Genomic DNA, 14,586 nt, shown 5'->3' with positions numbered 1-14,586 from the left:
GGGAGCTTATGGACGTCGGAGTAGACGTCGGCACCACCGTTACCAAGGCCGTCGCGTTCGACGACGACGGGCGGCCGGTGGCCGAGGCGTCCCGGCCGACCAGGCTGGTGCGGCCCGGGACCGGGCGGTTCGAGCACGAGACCGCGGAGATCGTTGCCTCGGTCAACGGGGTGGTCGGTCAGCTGGCTGGAACCGTGGGCGACCGGCCCGGCGTCCTGGCGATCACCGCGCAGGGTGACGGCCTGTGGCTGGTCGATCCGGCCGGTACGGCGCTCCGCCCGGCGATCTCGTGGTTGGACGCGCGGAGCAGTGCGATCCTCGATCGCTGGACCGCCGACGGTGTCGCCGAGCGGGTGTTCCGCCGATCCGGCAACCGGATGTTCCCAGGCGCCTCAGGTCCGCTGCTGGCCGCCGTACTCGCGGAGGAGCCTGACGTCATCGCTCGCGCCGGGACAGCGGCGTACTGCAAGGACGTCGTGATGCAGCAGCTCACCGGCGTTCGCGCGACGGACGTGTCGGACGCGTCCGCGCCGTTCCTCGACCCACGCACGAATCAGTACGACGACGAGGCGCTGAAGGCGACCGGACTCTCGGAGCTGAAGCACCTGCTCGCACCGGTGGAGCCGGTCGGACCAGTCGGCGAGCTGCGCGATGACTCGACCGGAATGGCCCGCGGGACCAGGGTCTCCGCCGGTCCGTACGATCTCCCGGCCGCAGCCGCGGGCGCCGGTGTCTCCCGGCCCGGCGATGCTCTCCTGACCGTCGGTACGACGCTCGCCTGCCAAGTGGTGACCCGCGAGCTTCCCGTGGACGGCGAGCCCGCAGGGTTGTTCCTCGGCACCTGGACACCCGGAGTCTGGCTCCGGGCGATGCCCGCGATGGTCGGTACGGCGGCGCTCGATCGGGTGCTCGCCCTCGTCGGTGCCGGCACGGACCGCTTGCCCGAACTGCTCGCGGAGAGCCCGGTCGGCGCACAGGGCGTGACGGTTCTTCCCTACCTTTCCGAAGCCGGCGAGCGCGCGCCGTTCGTGGACACCCGGGCCCGCGGCACGATCGACGGGATCTCGCTGTCCACGACGGCGGCCGACGTGGTCCGTGCGACCTGCGAAGGGATCGCGTACGCCGCTCGCCACTGTCTGGAGGCGGCCGGGTGGACCGGCCGGGTGACCGTCTGCGGCGGCGGTGCCCGCAGCCGGGAATGGACCCAGATCCTCGCGGACGTGCTGAATGCGCCGCTGCACACGGCCGAGGCCGAGCAGGTCGCCGCCCGCGGTGCGGTGATCTGCGCGCGCCGCGCGATCGATCCGGACAGCGCCGGACCGGAGTGGATCGCGGAGACCCGCCAGGTCGATCCGGACCCGGCCCGGGCCGCGTTCTATGCCGAGGGTTACACCCACTACCTACGCCGGATCGAGGCGGCCCGCCCGCGCTGGTCCGACCCCGCACCGACCTTCGACCAGCAGCGCTGAAACGCACCGCCTTCACTTCAGGAGTTCGATGAGAACCGTCAAGACATTGCTCGCCGGCGACCACTTCGTTCGCAACGACCTGCTCGCCTCGGCACTGTCCACCATCCGCGGAGTCACCTTCGACCTCCGCGAGATCACGCTGCCCTGGCCGCTGACGCCGTACGGGCGGGTGGCCGAGGTGGACGAGGCGAGCGACGCCGAGGACCAGCTCATCGCTGCGCTGGACGGGGTCGAACTGGCGATCACTCAGATGGGCCCGTTCACCGAGCGGGTGCTGGACTCCGCACCGGAGCTGCGCTTCCTGGTCGTGTGCCGCGGTGGACCGGTGAACGTGAACGTGCCCGCGGCGACCAAACGCGGGATCGTGGTGGCCTCTACCCCCGGCCGCAACGCGGTCGCGGCCGCCGAGCATGCGGTCGCCCTGACGATGGGTGCCCTGCGCAACCTTCCCCGCCTGCAACGCACCCTGGAGCAGGGCGAGTGGCGCAGCGACCTCTACGCGTACGACGAATGCGGCCTGGAACTGGACGGATCGACGGTCGGGCTGATCGGGTACGGCGCGATCGGGCAACGAGTCGCCCGGGTGATGCTTGCCTTCGGCGCGCAGGTTCTGGTCGCCGATCCCTACATCGACGAGGCTCCCGAAGGCATCGAACTGGTCGAGCTCGACGACCTGCTGCGACGGTCCGACGTGGTCAGTCTGCACGCCCGGCTGACCGACCAGACCCGCGGGCTGATCGGTGCCGACCAGATCGCGTTGATGCCGCGAGGCGCCGTACTCGTGAACACCGCGCGCGGCGGGCTGCTCGACTACGACGCGACCGTGGACGCGTTGGAGTCCGGGCAGCTGGGTGCGGCGGCTTTCGACGTGTTCCCGGCTGAGCCGGTCCCGGCGGGATCGCGGTTGCTGACCGCACCCAATGTGGTGATGACGCCACACCTGGCCGGCGCGACCCGGCAGACCGCTCACCGAGCCGGCTCGATCGCCGCCGAGGCGGTCGCCGCTTATCTCACCGGGAAGGACCCGGTGGGACTGGTCTCGGCGTAATCAGGGCACCTGTACCCATCATGAAACTCGCAACATCAACCACCTGGACCGAACTGCTGCTCCTCCTGGTCGCGTTCGTGCTGTCGATGATCATCGGCATCGAGCGGCAGCTGCGGCAGAAGAGCGCGGGGATGCGGACGCACACGCTGGTCGGCACCGGGGCTGCCCTCTTCACCCTCGTTTCGGGGTTCGGCTTCAACGCTGTGCTCGGCACCGAGGTCAACCTCGACCCGTCCAGGATCGCGGCCCAGATCGTGTCCGGCGTCGGCTTCCTCGGCGCCGGGGTGATCTTCATGCGCCGTGATGTGGTCCGCGGACTGACCACCGCGGCCACCATCTGGATGACCGCCGCGATCGGGATGGCGTGCGGTGCCGGGATGCCGGTGCTGGCGGTCGCCGCGACCGCGCTGCACCTGGTCGCGGTCGGTCCGTTCGCCCGGGTCGGCCGGTTCCTGCCGTCACCGGACCGGCGTCGCCTCGTGACGGTGCGGTACGACGACGGGTCCGGCGTACTGCGCTCGATCTTGTCGACCGCGACGTCGATGGGCTTCGAGGCGTCGGTCGTCGGCACGGAGGTGCACCGCGACGGCGACCGGCCACAGGTCCGGGCCTCGATGCGGTTCAGCGGGCGGCCGCCGTTGCAGCACCTGGTGCTCGCGCTCGACGACCTGGACGGCGTCACCGGAGTGCGGCTGCGGAACGATGACGACGACGATTGAGATCATCAGCTAAGCTGATGGTATGAACTCGTCTGATGCCGCTGCCCACGAGATCCGTACCAGCCTGTTCCGGCTGGTCCGCCGGCTGCGTCAGGAGCGACCCGAGGGGGAGCTGAGCTATTCCCAGCTGAATGTGCTGGGCTGGCTCGAGCGTGAAGGCCCGATGACGAACGCCGACCTGGCTGCCGCCGAGCGCGTAACCCCACAGACGATGATGCGCGCGACCGCCGACCTGGTCGCCACCGAACTCATCAGCCGTGCTGATAATCCGACCGACCGACGCCAGGTGCTGCTGAAGATCACCGCGGCCGGCACCACCCTCGTCCGCGAGGACCGCCGCCGCCGCGACACCTTCCTGGCCCAGGCGATGGCGAGCACCCTGACCCCCACCGAGCGGGAGCTCCTCCGCCTGGCCGCCGGCCTGATGGACAAACTCTCCGAGGTCCAGGAATGACGAAGGCTGTCGAAGAGACGCGCGCTGCCGAGGAGGTTCAGGCGCAGCCGGGGCTGCCGGCGAAGTATGCGGCCTCGGTGGGGTTGGGCACGCTCCTGCAGCCGCTCAACTCGTCGATGATCGCGGTTGCCCTGGTGGCGATCGGGAACGACTTTCACGCCGGCACCGAGACTCAATGGCTGGTGTCCGGGCTCTATCTCGCGACCGCGATCTCCGCGCCGACCGCTGGGCGGCTGGCCGATCTTCTCGGTGCGCGGCGCGTGTTCCTGGCCGGACTCGGACTGGTGGCTCTGGTCTCCGCGCTGGCTCCGCTCGCGCCGAGTCTCGGCTGGCTGATCGCGGCGCGGGTGTTGCTCGGCATCGGGACCGGCGCGCAGTTCCCGTCCGGCGTCGCGATGATTCGCCGGATCGCCGATCGGCGGAAAGCCTCCGCGGTCGGCGCGCTCGGGCTGATCTCGGTCTTCGCCCAGACGTCCGCCGCCCTCGGTCCGAGCGTCGGCGGCTTCTTGGTCGGCAGCTTCGACTGGCAGGCGATCTTCCTGGTCAACCTGCCGGTGTCCGCGATCGCCGGCTTCTTCGTCCTGCGCCTCGTGCCCGCCGACCCACCGCGACCGGCCGACGACGGCCGCAAGCTGTGGCGTGAGATCGATCTGGCCGGCCTGTTCCTGTTCAGCCTGGCGATGACCGCGGTGATGCTGGTCCTGCTTTCGCTCACCGGCCAGCCGACCTGGTGGTTGCTGGCAGTAGCAGTCCCGGTGGCTGTGCTGTTCGTCCTGTGGGAACGGCGGGCCGCCACCCCGTTCGTCGACGTCCGCCTCCTCGCCCGCAGTGCACCGCTCTCGCTCGGCTACCTCCGCACGATGCTCACTTACGTCGCGTTCTACGCGATCTTCTACGGCCTCCCCGGCTGGCTCGAGCAAGCCCGCGGGCTCGATCCGACACAGGTCGGCCTGGTGGTTCTCCCCATCGCGGCCCTCGGGGCGATCACCGTTATCGGCGCCACCAGACTCGCCCGCAACCACGGTCCACGGCTCCTGCTGGTGATCGGCTCGGCCGGGCTTCTGGTCGGCGGTGCCGCACTCGCCTTCGGCGTCCACGCCGGTACGCCGATCGTCGTACTCGTCCTGATCAGCGCGGTTCTCGGCGTACCCAACGGGTTCAACGGACTCGGTAACCAGCTTGCCGTCTACAGCGCCGCGCCGCCCGAGGCCGCCGGTGCCGCGGCCGGTCTGTTCCGGACCTCGCAGTACGTCGGCGCCAACCTGGCGTCGGCCGCGATCGCGCTGGTCTTCGCCGGACCGGCTAGCGACGCCGGCCTGCACCGACTCGGACTCCTGGTCGGTGGAATCGCTACGATCCTGCTCGTTGATGTGATCTTCGTGAGAAAATCACACTGATCATCTATACGACACCATGAAACGGTGATAATTTCACCGCGTGCTGAACATCCCGCCCCTCGCCGACCTCTGCGCGCTGGCCGCCACGCTGGCGACCGCGGCCGGTGAAGAGCTGCTCGCCCGCCAGCAGAGCCTCTCGATCGACGCGCCCGATGTCGAGACCAAGACCTCCGCCAGCGACCCGGTCAGCGCGGCCGACCGCGCGTCCGAGAAACTGATCACCGATGGTCTCACTGCGGTCCGGCCCGGCGACGGCCTGCTCGGCGAAGAGGGCGCCACCCGCCCGTCCGACACCGGACTCACCTGGGTGATCGACCCGCTCGACGGCACAGTTAACTATCTCTACGACCGCCTCGACTGGTGTGTCTCCATCGCCGTGCAGGACGAAGCCGGCGCCTTGGCCAGCGTCGTCCACCAGCCTCGGACCCGCATGACCTGGTCCGCGATCCGTGGCGGCGGTGCCCGCCGCGACGGCTTCGTACTCGGACCACCACGACAGGTCGGCCTCGCAGCGGCTCTGGTGAGCACCGGGTTCTCGTATCTTGCGGAGCGTCGGGCCGAACAGGCTGACCACCTCCGCCGCGTGCTGCCCGCCGTACGAGATGTACGGCGCGGCGGGTCGGCCGCGCTCGACTTGTGCTCGGTCGCCGACGGGACGGCGGACGCGTACTACGAGCACGTGATCCAGCCCTGGGACATCGCCGCCGGAGCGCTGATCGCGCGCGAGGCCGGCGCCGACACCATCGGCGGACCCGGCACCGCACTCCCGAACGGCATCTTGGCCGCCGCTCCCGCGCTGGCCGTCGCTCTTGTCGAACTACTCGCCCTATCAACCCTGAGGAGGTCGGTGTGACCACACTGGACCTGCCGGTCCGGACTCATCCGGACGAACGCCGGCTGGCCGCCGGTGTCGACCACAGACGGCGCCGGCGCCGCCGCGAGTACGGGCTGTTCGCCCTGCTGGTGGCGCCGAACCTGCTGGTGATCGCGGTCTTCGCGTACTGGCCGATCATTTACAACGCCTTCCTCAGCCTGACCGACTGGAACATGATCGCGGCCCGGCCGACCTTCGTCGGGCTCGCGAACTACGGCCGCACGCTGACCGATCCGGCGTTCCACAAGACGCTGTGGATCACCATCGTGTTCACCGGTCTGATCGTGGTCGGCAGCCTGGTGATCGGACTGGCGCTCGCCTTCCTGTTCAACCTGCCGCTGAAGGGCCGCGGCGCGGTCCGGACGATCGCGTTCGCGCCGCACGTTCTGTCCGGCGCCGCCGTCGCGACCATCTGGGCCTTCATCTTCGACCCCGGCTACGGCCTGATGCGGGCGCTGATCGAGCCGTTCGGCGCCGAGCCGCCGGACTGGATGAACAGCTCCGACTGGGCGTTGCCGGGCCTCGTCATCGTCTACCTGTGGAAGAACGTCGGCTTCGCCGCGCTGATCTACCTGGCCGGTCTGCAAGGGCTGCCGAAGGATCTCGACGAGGCGGCCGCGATCGACGGTGCCTCGACGTGGACCCGGTTCCGGGCGATCAAGCTCCCGTTGCTTGCCCCGATCACCTTTTTCCTGCTGATCACCACGGTGATCGGCACCTTCCAGGCCTTCGACGTGATCGCCGTGATGACTGGTGGCGGCCCTGGTGATGCCACCACCACGCTGAGCTGGTCGATCTACAACGAGGGCTTCCAGGCGTTCAACGCGGGCCGTGCGGCCACGCTGTCGATCATCATGTTCGTGATCCTGCTGGTCGTCACCGCGGTGCAGGCCCGGGTGATGGAGAGGCGGGTGCACTACCGATGAAGGTCCGCGCGATCCAGTACGTCGTACTGATCGGTGTGGCGGCCGTGTTCCTCGGCCCGCTGTACTGGCTGTTGTCGACGGCGTTCAAGCAACCGTCCGAGATCTATCAATGGCCGCCGGCGTGGTGGCCGCACCTCACCTGGGAGAACTTCAGCCTGGCCTGGAAGGCCGCGCCGTTCGACCGGTTCTTCCTCAACTCCACGATCATCACGGTGCTCGGCACACTGTTGAAGGTGACGAACGCGGTGCTGACGGCGTACGCGTTCGCCTTTCTGCGGTTCCCGTTCAAGAAGGTGCTGTTCTTCCTGGTGCTCGGCGCGATGATGGTGCCCGGTCACGTGACGCTGCTGCCGAACTACTTGACCGTGGCAACACTCGGCTGGATCAACACGTATGCGGGCCTGATCATCCCGGGCATCGGATCGGCGTTCGCGACGTTCCTGATGCGGCAGCACTTCCTCACCCTGCCGACGGAGGTGACGGACGCGGCCGCGGTCGACGGCGCCGGACACCTGCGCACGTTGTGGCGGGTGGTCCTGCCGATGTCGCAGCCGATGCTGATCACGGTTGTCGTGATCACCGCGGTCGAGGAGTGGAACAACTTCGTCTGGCCGCTGATCGTGACCAACTCCGCCTCGATGCGCACACTGCCGGTCGGTCTGCTGATCCTGAAGGACGAGGAGGGCCTGGCGGCCTGGGGAACGATCATGGCCGGCACCCTGCTGGTGCTCGCGCCGATGCTGCTGATCTTCCTGATCGCCCAGCGCTACATCGTCGGCGGGATCACCCAGGGAGCTCTGAAGGGATGAGAATGCACCGCAGGATGTTCCTCGGGGTCGCAGCCGGCGCGACGCTGGCGGGCTGTGGCTACCGCTCGGTCGACGCGATCTACTCGCAGCCGGCCGGATCCGTGCCGAAGCAGTACGCGAACCGCGTCCGCGTCGTCTTCTGGACGTCGTACGGCGGGGCGAACGGCAAGGCGGTCGACAAGCTCGTTGCCAAGTTCAACGATTCCCAGCAGGATGTCTACGTCGAGGTGCAGTTCCAGGGCAGCTATGACGACGTGGCCCAGAAGGTTGCGGCCGCCCTCGTTGCCAAGCAGGCGCCGGATCTGGCCATCCTCTCCGACGTCACGTGGGAACGCTTCTTCCTGAACGAGGCGCTCGAGCCGCTGAACGGCTACTTCACCGACGGCTTCGGTCCGGCCGTCTATCAGCAGAAGCTGTTCGGCGAGTACGTCGTGAAGGGGCAGAGCTGGGCGGTTCCGTTCGCCCGCAGTACGCCGATCCTCTATTACAACCGGGATGCGTTCGCGAAGGCCGGCCTGCCGGATCGCGCGCCGCGGACCTGGAGCGAACTGCGGTCCTGGGCGCCGGAGCTCGCCAAGGTGCAGTCCGGCGGACGTTCGCTGCGGACGATCGCCTTCGCGAAGATCGACGGCGACTGGCAGTTCCAGGGCAACGTGTGGCAGTTCGGCGGTGCGTACTCGAAGGGCCTCGACGTCACCATCGACCAGGACGGCGCGGTCGCCGCGGGCGAGTGGCAGCGGCAGATGGTGCACGACCTGGGAGCTGCCTACATGGCCAGCAGCCCGAGCACGGACTTCGCCAACGGACTGGTCGGCGTCATCCAGGAATCGACCGGTGGCATGAAGACCATCTCGAGCAAGGCGAAGTTCAAGGTCGGCGCCGGGTTCATCCCGTCCGAGGTGGCGTCCGGGCTCGCCACCGGTGGTGGCGGGATCGGGATGTTGCGGAATATCTCCGCCGAACGCAAGCAGGCCGCCGCCACGTTCCTGGCGTTCCTCGCCCGGCCGGAGAACTCGGCCTTCTGGACGACGCAGACCGGCTACCTGCCGGTGGTGAACGCGGCCCGCGAAGACCCCGAGCTGAAGAAACTGATCGCCGAAAAGCCGAACTACGGAGTCGCGATCGCCCAGCTCGCGAATGCCCGCCAGCAGGACGCGATCCGCCTCTACGGCCGCAACGCCAACGTCGTCATCTACACCGCCCTGCAGCAGATCTACGCCGACAACGCCGCCCCCAAGAAGGTGTTCGCCTCGGTCGCCGGCCGGCTCGACGCGATCGGCGCCGAAGTCAAACGTCTCTACGAGGAGAAGGTTCTGTGATCATCACCGGCCATCGCGGTGCGCTGGGGACCGAACCGGAGAACACGTTGCGGTCGTTTCGGCGTGCGGTTGCCGACGGGTGTGACGAGATCGAGCTCGATCTTCGCGTTACCGCCGATGGTGAGCTGGTGATCTTGCACGACGCGACTGTCGACCGGACGACGTCCGGATCGGGGGAGGTCGCGGCGATGTCGTACGACGACCTGCGGTCGCTCGACGCGGGACTTGGCGAGGTGGTGCCGACCTGGGCGGAGACGGTCGCCGAGATTGGAATCCGCTTCCAGGCCGAGGTGAAGGCGGCGGACGCCGTACCGCTGCTGGCGCAGACGCTGAAGGCGGATCCGTCGCTGGCCGATCGGACGCTGGTGACGTCGTTCCACCCGGAGATCCTGCTGGCCGTCCGCCGCGCCTTCCCGGCCGCGGCGACCGGCCGGATCTTCGGCCGTACGCCGCCTGTCGCCGAGCTGGTCGCCCTCACCCGGGAGGCCGACGCCGGCACGGCCCTCTGCGGCATCGCCGGCCTGACAGTGGAGGGCGTGGCCGAACTGCACGAGTCCGGCCTGGATGTCACCGCCTGGCCGGTGCCGGACCAGGCAACCCTCGCCCAAGCGGCCACCCTCGCCGTCGACGGCATCACCACGGACAACCCGCACCTGCTCCAGCCGGTGCGATAGCGGACCGCCACGCCATCACAATCTGATCCACCCGGCCACTCCCAGCGTGGCCCGCCCGCAGAACCGCGGATTGTGATGGCCTGGCCGTCCGGGTGCGTGGTCCGTGTCACACGTTTCAACGTGTGAATTTGTTCTTCCGTAGAAGATAAATGTGTGATTGCCTTGCTCGCATGGGAATCAGCATCGGTGTGGTCGGAGCCGGCCAGTTCGCGCCCTCGTTCCTGCGGCTGTGGTCCGCGCACCCGGACGTGTCCGACGTGCGGCTGACCGACGTACTGCCGGAACGGACCGCCGCGATGGCGGCCAAGCAGGGCATCTCGATCACCTATCAGTCGTTCGACGAGATGCTCGCGTCCGACGTGGACGCGGTGGCGATCTTCACCCAGCGGTGGCTGCACGGCGAGATGGCGATCCGGGCGCTCGAGGCCGGCAAGCACGTGTACTCGACCGTCCCGATGGCGATCGAGGCGGACCAGATCGCCCGCATCATCGAGCTGGTCAAGGAGACCGGCCTGACGTACATGATGGGCGAGACCAGCTACTACTACCCGTCGTCGGTGTACTGCCGGCAGAAGCTCGAAGGCGGCGAGTTCGGCCGGGTCTTCTACTCCGAGGGCGACTACGTTCACGACATGGACCTCGGCTTCTACGCCGCGTACCAGTACAGCGGCGGCGAGGAGTGGAAGAAGACCGCTTCGTTCCCGCCCATGCTCTACCCGACGCATGCCGTGGGCAACGTTCTCTCGGTGACCGGGCAGCACGCCACACACGTGTCCTGCATCGGGGTGAAGGACGACCGTGGCGACGGTGTCTTCGACAAGGACGTCAGCCAGTTCGACAACGACTTCAGCAACGCGACCGCGCTGTTCAAGCTCGCGGACGGTGGCGTGATGCGGACGAACGAGATGCGCCGCGTCGGCTACCCGTCGCACATCCGTGAGTCGCGGCTGCGCGTGTTCGGGACCGAGGGCAGCTTCGAACAGCTCGCGACGACCACGCTTTGGCAGACCAAGGAGGGCGTCGAGGACGTCAGCCAGTTGATGGAGACCAAGCCCAGCAGCTCGCTCGACGACGCCGACCTGGCGAACGTCGACCCGGCGCTGCGAGACGCGTTCCGGTCTGGGCTGTCGCCGGTGCACGACCGGAGCCGCCTGCCGGCCGAGTTCGCCGGCATGCACAACGGCCATGAGGGTTCGCACCACTTCCTCGCCGACGATTTCGTCCGCGCGGTCGCCGACAAGGCCCTTCCCCCGGTCAACGCCTGGGTCGCCGCCCGCTACACCCTCCCCGGCATCTACGCCCACCAGTCCGCTCTGCAGGGCGGCGTACAACTCGAGATCCCCGACCACGGGGACGCGCCCGCCTAGACGTCGCTTTCCGGAACATCTCTGCCACCAGGTGGCCGCTTGTTTCCGGAAAGCGGAGCTAGAGGTAGTTGCTGAGCTCGATGAGATTTCCATCGGGGTCACGCAGGTAGACGCTGAGGATCGGCCCGGTCGCGCCAGTGCGCTCGACCGGGCCTTCCTCGATCTCGACGGCGTGCGCGATCAGCTCGGCCCGCACCTGCTCGATCGGGTCGTCGACGACGAAGCACAAGTCCGCGGTCCCTGGCCCCGGACACGCCGCCTTCGGCTCGAACTCGTGCCCGACCTGATGCAGATTGATCTTGCTGGTCCCGAACGCGAGCGCCCGCCGGCCACCCTTGAACGTGACCGCCTCCATCCCCAGCACCCGCTGGTAGAAGCCGGTCGTCGCCTCGAGATCCGCGACCGTGAGCACCAGATGGTCCAGTCGATTCACCTTCATGCTTTGTAGGATCGCGTATGGCTCTGGATCTGTTCGCCGGGATCTCGGTGAGTGACTACGCGGCCGCGGTCGCCTGGTACGAAAAGCTGCTCGGAGCGCCGCCGAGCTTCGTGCCGAACGACATCGAGGCGGTCTGGGAGGTCGGCGAGCATCAGTTCCTCTACATCGAGGTGGTGCCTCAGCATGCCGGTCATGCTCAGCACACCTTGTTCGTCGAGGACTTCGAGGGTGTGATCCGGGCGATCGCCGAGCGCGGGATCGAGCCGGCGGTGCGTGAGACGTACGAGAACGGCGTCCGGCACGTCACCTACTACGACCCGGACGGCAACGAGGTCTCGTACGGCGGCGCCCCGGTCGAGTGACACGTGTCGCACGGTCGAAAGTGGTTCAGCGGGACAGATGGCTGACTCTCGGGGGAGGGGCCTTTATCGGGGGCTGGGGAAATAGCGGCGCTCCGGTCGGTTCCGTGGGGTTTGCCCGTGCCGTCGACCGGATCCCCAGGCCATCACAACGAGGCGCGGACGATGGCCTCGCGCGGGCGGTCGCGGCGTTTCGGTGATTGTGATGGCCTGGAAGTCCGCCACAGCCCGCCCGGCGGTGGGTTGGGCGATGCCGCGCCGCGGATCGGACGTGCACCACTCACCAAGCGGCGCGATGCCAGCGATGCCCGCTTGGCCGCGAGCAGTCGGCGGTTGCCGGACCGGGTTGGTGAGTGTGCCACGTCCGCCCAGGTCGCGACCCGCGGGCCGGCCGGGTCAGACTGGGGAGGATCTTCCACCCGGTCCGGTCCACCCGGTCCGGTGCACCCGGTCCGGTGCACCCGGTCCGGTGCACCCGGTCCGGTCCACCCGGTCCGGTCCACCCGGTCCGGTCCACCCGGTCCGGTCCACCCGATCCGGGACGAGATCCTCCCCACCCCGGCGGCAGCCGACAGAACCAGGCCGACTGCCGAGACGCGAAGGAGGCGAACGGACCCCCCCACGGATGCGTCAGCCGAAATAACGTGTGTCAGCCCACCGGTTCCTGTCCGGGGCCGCAGCTCCTTGCACCCCCAGCCGGCTACCTCACCCGAGTTCAGGGTTCGTGGTCGGCTCGGTAGCGGAAGAGGTCGGGGAGGAAGTTCTCCAGGTTGCCGATCTCCTCGACGTGGTGGCGGGTCCAGGCGGCGAGCTTCGGTGTGGGGAACGCGCGGTCGTGGGCGATCCGGTTGAGGAACAAAGTCGCGAGCGGAGTGGTGTCGCCGACGGTCAGCCGGGTCGTGTAGCGGGAGCCGCCGCTGGCGGGGGTGAACTCGTTCTCCAGCCGGACCATCGAGCTGCCGAGCAGGCGCTTCGTCATGATCGCTGCCTGGCTGTCGACCGTCTCAACGGTGACGTGAAGGTCCATCACCTTGCCGGGATCACGCCCGAACGCCTCGGTGAGATGCAGCCGCGAACCCGGGCCGACGACGGCGCCAGGGCTCGTCAGCTCGTACGAGATGTGGTCGAGCGGATGCCAGACGAGATACCGCGGCCAGATCCCACCGGCGTACTGCATCGTCCCGGGGATGTGCCCGTACCACCAGGCCAGCATCTCCGGCGTGACCTGCTCGAGGGGTGCGTGGGTGATCGTGACGATGGTCCGGTTGTTGTCCGAGGACATCGACACCGCCGCTGACTCGAGCGGCCGCAGCGGCCAGAGAACCGGACGCGGGGCAGGCAGTTCCGGCGCCTTCATCCCGAAACGGTGCCCGAACCCCACGCCCCCAAACCCGCCTCACCCCCGGACCCGTCTCACCCCCGAACCCGTCTCACCCCCGGACCCGTCTCACCCCCGAACCCGTCTCACCCCCGAACCCGCCTCACCCCCGAACCCGCCTCACCCCCGAACCCGCCTCACCCCCGAACCCGCCTCATCCCCGAACCGCGATCACGTCCAGCTGCCCCCACGCCAGAATCCGGACCGCGACCACCACCCGACCTTCCAGCTCCGCCCGCAACAGCCGATGGACCCCATCCAGAACGGTGAGCCGCCCATCAGTTCGCCGTACGACGTCCAGCGGGTGGTCGAGGTCCGCGGCCATCGTCCGTTGGTACCGCTCGTGATACCGCACCGGATCAGCCGCGACCTGATGCGGCGTGACCTGGAACGGGCGGCCGTCGTACAGCCAGAACGGCAGGTCGAGGTGCGGCGCCAGATCGGCAAGTGGGACCCGGGTCGTGGGGAGGTCCAGGCGATGGAGTACGGCGACATCCCAGTGGAAATCGAGGAGGTACGGGCGTAGGTCCGGGGGAACGAGGTGGGCCAGGGGGAAGGGTTGGCGGGTCACTCGTAGATGCGGCGGAGGCGGTGGGACATGGAGTTCTCGATGTGCTGGGTCATCGCGGACTCGGCGGCTGTGGGGTCGCCGGAGGTGATCGCCTCGACCAGGGTGCGGTGTTCGGTCAGGACCTCGGGGCCGATGTCGCGGTCGTAGTGCAGGCGGAAGATGTGCAGGTGGCAGTGGGTGCGCTCGAAGGCCAGCCGGACCTGCTCGCTGCCCGACAGCGCCGCGATCAGCAGATGGAACCGGTTGTCGTGCGCGGTCAGTGACTTGTAGCCGGCGTAGTCCACCGACGTCGGCTCGACCGCGTTCGCCAGTTCCGCCTTCAGCCGCGCGCGCCCCTCGGCGTCGATCAGCTCGGCCGCCCGGCGCGCCGCCCACGGCTCCAGCAACTGCCGGAACCGGTACAGGTCGTCGAACTCCGCGAGCGAGAGCAACGGTGTCGCGCGGTACCCCTTCAGCGGCTCCTTGACCGCCAGTCCCTCCGACTCCAGCCGCGCGAGCGCCTCCCGCACCGGCGTCGACGACACCTGGAACTCCCGCGCCAGCCCGTCGATCGAGATCCGCGCGCCGGGCCGGATGACGTGGTCCATCAGCATCGTCTTGATCGCCTCGTACACGTCGTCGGCCAGCATCTGCCGCCGGAGCAACCGCCGGTCCTGCGGCTGAGGAGTCCCAACGAGGTGCGTGGGTTCCGTCATCGGCTCTCTCCGGATCCTGGTCGCGGCCTTGACCCAGCCGGTCGGGTTCGGCAGGGTGACACTGGTAATCATGCATCATGCACGATTT

General features: G+C 68.6%; 16 protein-coding genes. 12 read left to right on the top strand and 4 right to left on the bottom strand.

Annotation, left to right across the window (positions count from 1 at the left end; all coding sequences use genetic code 11):
* Positions 1 to 8: 8 nt before the first annotated feature.
* The 11 genes from OG558_RS08655 (at position 9) to OG558_RS08605 (ending at position 11,056) form a co-directional block, all read left to right on the top strand.
* The gene (locus OG558_RS08655) at positions 9 to 1,469 is read left to right on the top strand and encodes an FGGY family carbohydrate kinase (RefSeq protein ID WP_405069735.1); all 1,461 of its coding nucleotides are present in this window, start codon (positions 9 to 11) and stop codon (positions 1,467 to 1,469) included.
* Positions 1,470 to 1,497: 28 nt separating this feature from the next.
* Positions 1,498 to 2,517, top strand: coding sequence for a 2-hydroxyacid dehydrogenase (locus OG558_RS08650; protein ID WP_405069734.1), 1,020 nt, complete (start codon positions 1,498 to 1,500; stop codon positions 2,515 to 2,517).
* A 20-nt stretch (positions 2,518 to 2,537) separates the two neighbouring features.
* Positions 2,538 to 3,236, top strand: a complete 699-nt coding sequence (locus tag OG558_RS08645; protein WP_405069733.1) for an MgtC/SapB family protein — start codon at positions 2,538 to 2,540, stop codon at positions 3,234 to 3,236.
* Between the two features lie 22 nt (positions 3,237 to 3,258).
* Complete coding sequence (locus tag OG558_RS08640; RefSeq protein ID WP_405069732.1) at positions 3,259 to 3,690, top strand: MarR family winged helix-turn-helix transcriptional regulator; 432 nt, start codon at positions 3,259 to 3,261, stop codon at positions 3,688 to 3,690.
* Positions 3,687 to 5,087, top strand: coding sequence for an MFS transporter (locus OG558_RS08635; RefSeq protein WP_405069731.1), 1,401 nt, complete (start codon positions 3,687 to 3,689; stop codon positions 5,085 to 5,087). Before OG558_RS08640 ends, OG558_RS08635 begins: the two co-directional genes overlap by 4 nt.
* Positions 5,088 to 5,127: 40 nt before the next feature.
* Positions 5,128 to 5,940, top strand: coding sequence for an inositol monophosphatase family protein (locus tag OG558_RS08630; RefSeq protein WP_405069730.1), 813 nt, complete (start codon positions 5,128 to 5,130; stop codon positions 5,938 to 5,940).
* A complete protein-coding gene (locus OG558_RS08625) occupies positions 5,937 to 6,887 on the top strand; it encodes a carbohydrate ABC transporter permease (RefSeq protein ID WP_405069728.1) in 951 nt (316 codons plus the stop codon). The genes OG558_RS08630 and OG558_RS08625 overlap by 4 nt, the downstream gene beginning before the upstream one ends.
* A complete protein-coding gene (locus tag OG558_RS08620) occupies positions 6,884 to 7,696 on the top strand; it encodes a carbohydrate ABC transporter permease (protein ID WP_329482641.1) in 813 nt (270 codons plus the stop codon). The genes OG558_RS08625 and OG558_RS08620 overlap by 4 nt, the downstream gene beginning before the upstream one ends.
* Positions 7,693 to 9,015, top strand: a complete 1,323-nt coding sequence (locus OG558_RS08615) for an ABC transporter substrate-binding protein (RefSeq protein ID WP_405069727.1) — start codon at positions 7,693 to 7,695, stop codon at positions 9,013 to 9,015. Before OG558_RS08620 ends, OG558_RS08615 begins: the two co-directional genes overlap by 4 nt.
* Positions 9,012 to 9,689: a glycerophosphodiester phosphodiesterase gene (locus OG558_RS08610; RefSeq protein ID WP_405069726.1), complete on the top strand. Its 678-nt coding sequence runs from the start codon at positions 9,012 to 9,014 to the stop codon at positions 9,687 to 9,689. The genes OG558_RS08615 and OG558_RS08610 overlap by 4 nt, the downstream gene beginning before the upstream one ends.
* 170 nt (positions 9,690 to 9,859) lie before the next feature.
* Positions 9,860 to 11,056, top strand: a complete 1,197-nt coding sequence (locus tag OG558_RS08605) for a Gfo/Idh/MocA family protein (RefSeq protein ID WP_405069725.1) — start codon at positions 9,860 to 9,862, stop codon at positions 11,054 to 11,056.
* 58 nt (positions 11,057 to 11,114) lie between these two features.
* Here the strand turns inward: OG558_RS08605 and OG558_RS08600 are convergent, their stop codons facing one another.
* Positions 11,115 to 11,495: a VOC family protein gene (locus tag OG558_RS08600; protein ID WP_405069724.1), complete on the bottom strand. Its 381-nt coding sequence runs from the start codon at positions 11,493 to 11,495 to the stop codon at positions 11,115 to 11,117.
* A 17-nt stretch (positions 11,496 to 11,512) separates the two neighbouring features.
* On the opposite strand from OG558_RS08600, the gene OG558_RS08595 reads away from it, so the two are divergent.
* Positions 11,513 to 11,857, top strand: coding sequence for a VOC family protein (locus OG558_RS08595; RefSeq protein WP_405069723.1), 345 nt, complete (start codon positions 11,513 to 11,515; stop codon positions 11,855 to 11,857).
* Between the two features lie 712 nt (positions 11,858 to 12,569).
* Here OG558_RS08595 and OG558_RS08590 read toward each other — a convergent pair.
* From OG558_RS08590 to OG558_RS08580, 3 genes are all read right to left on the bottom strand, one after another.
* Positions 12,570 to 13,211, bottom strand: coding sequence for a hypothetical protein (locus OG558_RS08590; protein WP_405069722.1), 642 nt, complete (start codon positions 13,209 to 13,211; stop codon positions 12,570 to 12,572).
* A 175-nt stretch (positions 13,212 to 13,386) separates the two neighbouring features.
* Positions 13,387 to 13,803, bottom strand: coding sequence for a hypothetical protein (locus OG558_RS08585; protein WP_405069721.1), 417 nt, complete (start codon positions 13,801 to 13,803; stop codon positions 13,387 to 13,389).
* Positions 13,800 to 14,570, bottom strand: coding sequence for a GntR family transcriptional regulator (locus tag OG558_RS08580; protein ID WP_329482632.1), 771 nt, complete (start codon positions 14,568 to 14,570; stop codon positions 13,800 to 13,802). The genes OG558_RS08585 and OG558_RS08580 overlap by 4 nt, the downstream gene beginning before the upstream one ends.
* Positions 14,571 to 14,586 lie beyond the last annotated feature (16 nt).

This window comes from Kribbella sp. NBC_01510 (genome assembly GCF_045040325.1).
GTDB lineage: Bacteria > Actinomycetota > Actinomycetes > Propionibacteriales > Kribbellaceae > Kribbella.
Note: the sequence above shows the minus strand (reverse complement) of the source record. Positions and strands in the feature narration are given on the sequence as shown.